3 protein-coding genes and 1 tRNA gene (1 of these 4 running past the window's edge) are annotated in these 4,242 nt (G+C 67.9%); 3 read left to right on the top strand and 1 reads right to left on the bottom strand.

The features are described 5' to 3' along the window. The first annotated feature begins 377 nt into the window (after positions 1-377). Both AN233_RS04970 and AN233_RS04965 read left to right on the top strand, forming a co-directional pair. Entirely contained in the window at positions 378-923 is a 546-nt protein-coding gene (locus tag AN233_RS04970; protein WP_058365745.1) for a hypothetical protein, read from the top strand. A 57-nt stretch (positions 924-980) separates the two neighbouring features. Further along, complete coding sequence (locus AN233_RS04965) at positions 981-3,032, top strand: DEAD/DEAH box helicase (protein ID WP_058365742.1); 2,052 nt, start codon at positions 981-983, stop codon at positions 3,030-3,032. A gap of 76 nt (positions 3,033-3,108) precedes the next feature. Here AN233_RS04965 and AN233_RS04960 read toward each other — a convergent pair whose 3' ends face one another. Further along, positions 3,109-4,020, bottom strand: a complete 912-nt coding sequence (locus AN233_RS04960) for a hypothetical protein (RefSeq protein WP_058365741.1) — start codon at positions 4,018-4,020, stop codon at positions 3,109-3,111. A gap of 161 nt (positions 4,021-4,181) precedes the next feature. Here AN233_RS04960 and AN233_RS17630 point away from each other — a divergent pair. Further along, a tRNA-Tyr gene (locus AN233_RS17630) sits at positions 4,182-4,242 on the top strand (it continues 106 nt past the right edge of the window).

The following is a 4,242-nucleotide window of genomic DNA, read 5'->3' as shown; positions in this document are numbered from 1 at the left end:
CGACCGCGTTCACCGGAAGCCGACCGCGTTCACCGGAAGCCGACCGCGTTCACCGGAAGCCGACCGCGTTCACCGGAAGCCGACCGCGTTCACCGGAAACGTGGTGTCCGCAACTCGGAGAACGACCCCCTTTCCCCGAGGAACGGTCTCGGTTCCGCGAACCAGCTCCCGGAGCGGTACGCTTCACCGGAAATACGGTGTCTCCGGGCTCGCCCCGATTCACCGGAAACACGGTGTGACTACACGACCCAGTTTCTGCGGGCGTCTTCGCCCCACATAGACGGGATCTCACATCGCCGCAATGTACATAATGGACGGCTACGTGTTGTGAACTAGTGGCATCCCGGAACGGGGACTCAGGACCGACCCACGGGGACCTGCCCCGGGCGGAGCAACCGTCCGCGAAACGCCGCACGAGGGCCGACCCTCCGGTCCGCGACCCGACTCGCTACTCCCTGACCGACCACTTTCTGGAGCGACTCGGCCAGCCCGGACGATACGCGTCGACGGAACTCGTCAGCGAGGCGATCCGGCACGGCCAGCTCAGGTGGAACGACACCGAAGGGTGGCGATTCGCGCTCGTTGAGGAGGGCGTCCGCGTCGTCGTGGTCGTGGAGGACACCGAGACCGCCTCTCCAGTCATCGTGACCGCGTGGACGGAGGTCGCTGACCGCGACCGCGCGATGGCCTCCCGACGCTGGGGGCCCGCGGACGTGCACACGATCCGCCTGCGGACCGCGCTCAGCACCGACGCGAACAGCCACGTTCCGGACGAGATACGCCCCTGCGATGTCGATCGCCCCTTCGTCGTCGGGAACCACCGCATCTCGACACGACCCGGAGATGGGTTCGTCGTCTGTGCCGACTGCAACCGCCGATTCCGATCGAAAGCCCGGCTCAGAGACCGTCCCTGCCGGGACTGAAAAGCGGCCGGACCCGGAGGCGGCACCCATATCCTTCCGGACACCGAAACCAGTCCAATGGCTGATCCCGGCCCCTCCGAAACCGAGACGTCAGAACCGGAGGCCGCCGTCGACGACACCACCGGCAACGACACCACCGGCAACGACACCACCGGCAACGACACCACCATCGACGAAGCCGCGTTCCACGACGCGCTCGAAGCCGAGGGACGCCCCCTCGCGACCGCCCAACAGGTGGCCAACCGGCTCGGCGTCTCGCAAGCGACCGCCCGCGACCGTCTGGACGCGCTCGCGGACGCGGACCGAGCGGACCGGCTCGATGTCGAAACCGACCCGGTCGTGTACTACCCGCGAGAGTGGGGCAACCTCGCGACACGCGAGCGCGTCGTGGTCTTTCCGACCCGCCGCGAAATCGTGGTCGACCACCCGACGCAGTACACCCGCGCACAGCTCGCCCAGTTCGCCCACCTCGTCGACACGAGCGGTGACGGGTCGGCCGCGGCACGGTCGAGATCGGCCGCGGCAGGGTCAAGATCGGCCGCGGCAGGGTCGAAAGCAGAGGCAGCACGGTCGGAGGCAGATGCAGCCCAGTCAGACCCGACGAGTCAGAACCGCGTGAAAAGCCGGAGGCGTCCGGGGACACGCGGCTACCTCTATCGAGTCAGACAGGAGGACGTGTGGGCGGCTCCGTTCGAGACCGTCGAGGACCTGCTCGCCAGCGTCCGCGAAGTGCTCCCGCGTCGCTACCCGCACCTCGAGGACTGGATCACGGACCAGTGGAAGCGCGCGAACCGGTTTCGACTGTACACCCACGAGGACGACTACGTCGTCCTAGAGGCGGCTTCGGAGAGCCTCCTCAGTAACGTCGCGGGGGACCACCTCGAAGAGGGGCAGATACAGGCGCCGATCTCGGAGACAGAGGCGTGGATCGACGACCGCGCGGTCGCGTCGATCAAGCGCGCGCTCTACGAGGCCGGATACCCCGTCCAGGACGACCGCGACCTGGAGTCGGGCGACCCCATCGACGCGGATCTCACCACCGACCTCCGCGAGTACCAGCGCGAGTGGGTCGACACGTTCCTCGACGAGCGCTCCGGCGTGTACGTCGGCCCGCCCGGTTCCGGCAAGACCGTCGCCGCCATCGCGACCCTCACCGAGGTCGGCGGCGAAAGCCTCGTCCTCGTCCCGTCCCGTGAACTCGCCGACCAGTGGGAGGCGGAGCTGCTCGCACACTCGACGCTGAAGCCCGACGACATCGGTCAGTACCACGGCGGCGAGAAGGAGATCGCGCCGGTCACCGTCGCCACCTACCAGACCGCGGGGATGGACAGACACCGGAGCCTGTTCGACTCCCGCGAGTGGGGCCTGATCGTCTACGACGAGGCCCACCACATCCCGAGCCCCGTCTTCTCCCGGTCCGCGGAGCTGCAGGCCAAACACCGGCTCGGACTCTCCGCGACGCCGGTCCGCGAGACGGGGAGCGAGGAGGAGATCTACACGCTCATCGGGCCGCCCATCGGCGCGGACTGGGACTCCTTGTTCGAGGCCGGCTTCGTCCAGGAGCCGGAGGTCGAGATACGGTACGTCCCGTGGCGCGACGAGATGGCCCGCAACGAGTACGTCAGCACGCGCGGGCGCGAGCGCAGACGCATCGCGGCCGAGAACCCCGCGAAGATCAAGGAGACGGAGCGCCTCCTCGCCCAGCACCCGGACAAGAAGGCGCTCGTGTTCGTGGAGTATCTCGATCAGGGCGAGAACCTCGCGGCCGCGCTCGACGTGCCCTTCATCAGCGGTGAGACCAGACACGGCGAACGCAACAGGCTCTTCGAGCGCTTCCGAGAGGGTGACCTCGACACGCTCGTCGTCTCCCGCGTCGGCGACGAGGGGATCGACCTCCCGGACGCGGAACTGGCGGTCGTCGCCTCGGGGCTCGGCGGATCACGCCGGCAGGGCGCTCAACGCGCGGGCCGAACCATGCGCCCCACCGGGTCGGCGCTCGTCTACGTTCTCGCGACCCGGGGCTCCTCCGAGGAGGAGTTCGCTCAGCGACAGATGCGCCACCTCGCACAGAAAGGCGTCCGCGTCCGCGAGACGAATCTGGACGAGTAGTCCCTGAACCCCGATAAGTAGTCAAAAACCCGATAAGTAGTCCGAAAGCAGTCCGTAACCGGGCGACCCGAAACCCCTACGAGAAATCCTCGAGCGTCCCGCTTCCGTTCTCGTTCCCGTTCGCGTTTTCTGAATCGGTCTCGGCATTTCGACCGGCGGTATCCGTATCGCCGTTTTCTGTACCACCGGCGTCCGTTTCCTCACCTTTCGACGACCCACCAGTGGACGGCTCTCCCCACCGTGAATCAGGGTCGACCGCGGCCACGGCCTGCTCCAACTCGGCCTCGGTGTAGTCGACCTCGTCGTCGAGGATCATCGACAGCCGCTGCCAGCGCGCGCTCTGCTCGTCCTCGCCCTTCGGGCCGACGCGTGCACCCCGCGTTTTGAAGAACTTCGTTCCGCGGTCGCGTTTGGCCCCTTCGCCGGTGTGCTGGTCGAACACCACGTCGAACTCCCCCTCGGGCTCCAGGTCACCGACTGGAAACTCGTGGGAAGGCGTCGCGTCACGGGCCTCCGCGTCCGCGCGCAGGTCCGCAACCGTCCGGAAGTACTCGTCGGCGTTCGGCGACTCCCGCGTCGAGGGCGCCCGCGCGGCCGCGAGCGCGGCGTGGATCGCACAGATCCGGCCCTTCCACTCGCTCGGCTCCCACCGCTCGGTCGCGAGGTCCTCGTAGCGCTCGATCGCCAGCGCGACCTCGTGGCCCGCCCGGAGGTCCTCGACGACGTAGAGGTTGAGCCGGTCCCAGAGGTTCCACGCGTACCCCGACCGCGCCAGCTCCCACGCCGCCCACGCCGCGACCTCCTCGTCCGACCGACGGACGGCCTTCTGGAGCAGGCTGGAAACGTCGTACCGGTTGTACCCGCCGTCGGTCTCGTCGGGCTCCTTCCGCTCCCCGAAGTCGTTCTCTCCGGTCGCCTCGGGCGGCGTTTCCGTCTCCAGGTCCCCGTCGCTGCCGAACGTCGCCTGACGGTCGCCCTCGTCACTCATACCCGGACCTGCGCCCCGACGGAGAAAAAGCGCTCGGGGTCGCGATCGATGCCCGCCAGATCGACGCCCGCGAAACCGACCGAGGGGCCCACGACACGCACACCCACTCCGACCCCGAAAGAGAATCCTTAAGTCGGGGCCAGCGCTTACTCGTAGACAGGCCGGCCTTAGCTCAGCCTGGTAGAGCAGCCGACTGTAGATCGGCTTGTCCCCCGTTCAATT

The organism is Haloparvum sedimenti, from assembly GCF_001462205.1.
GTDB lineage: Archaea > Halobacteriota > Halobacteria > Halobacteriales > Haloferacaceae > Haloparvum > Haloparvum sedimenti.
The sequence above is the reverse complement of the archived record's forward strand: the minus strand, read 5'-3'. Positions and strand labels throughout refer to the sequence as shown.

Bases quoted from the DNA above. Each gene is read 5' to 3' on its own strand.
- AN233_RS04965 (WP_058365742.1), top strand. From the start codon at position 981: ATGGCTGATCCCGGCCCCTCCGAAACCGAGACGTCAGAACCGGAGGCC.
- AN233_RS04960 (WP_058365741.1), bottom strand. From the start codon at position 4,020: ATGAGTGACGAGGGCGACCGTCAGGCGACGTTCGGCAGCGACGGGGAC.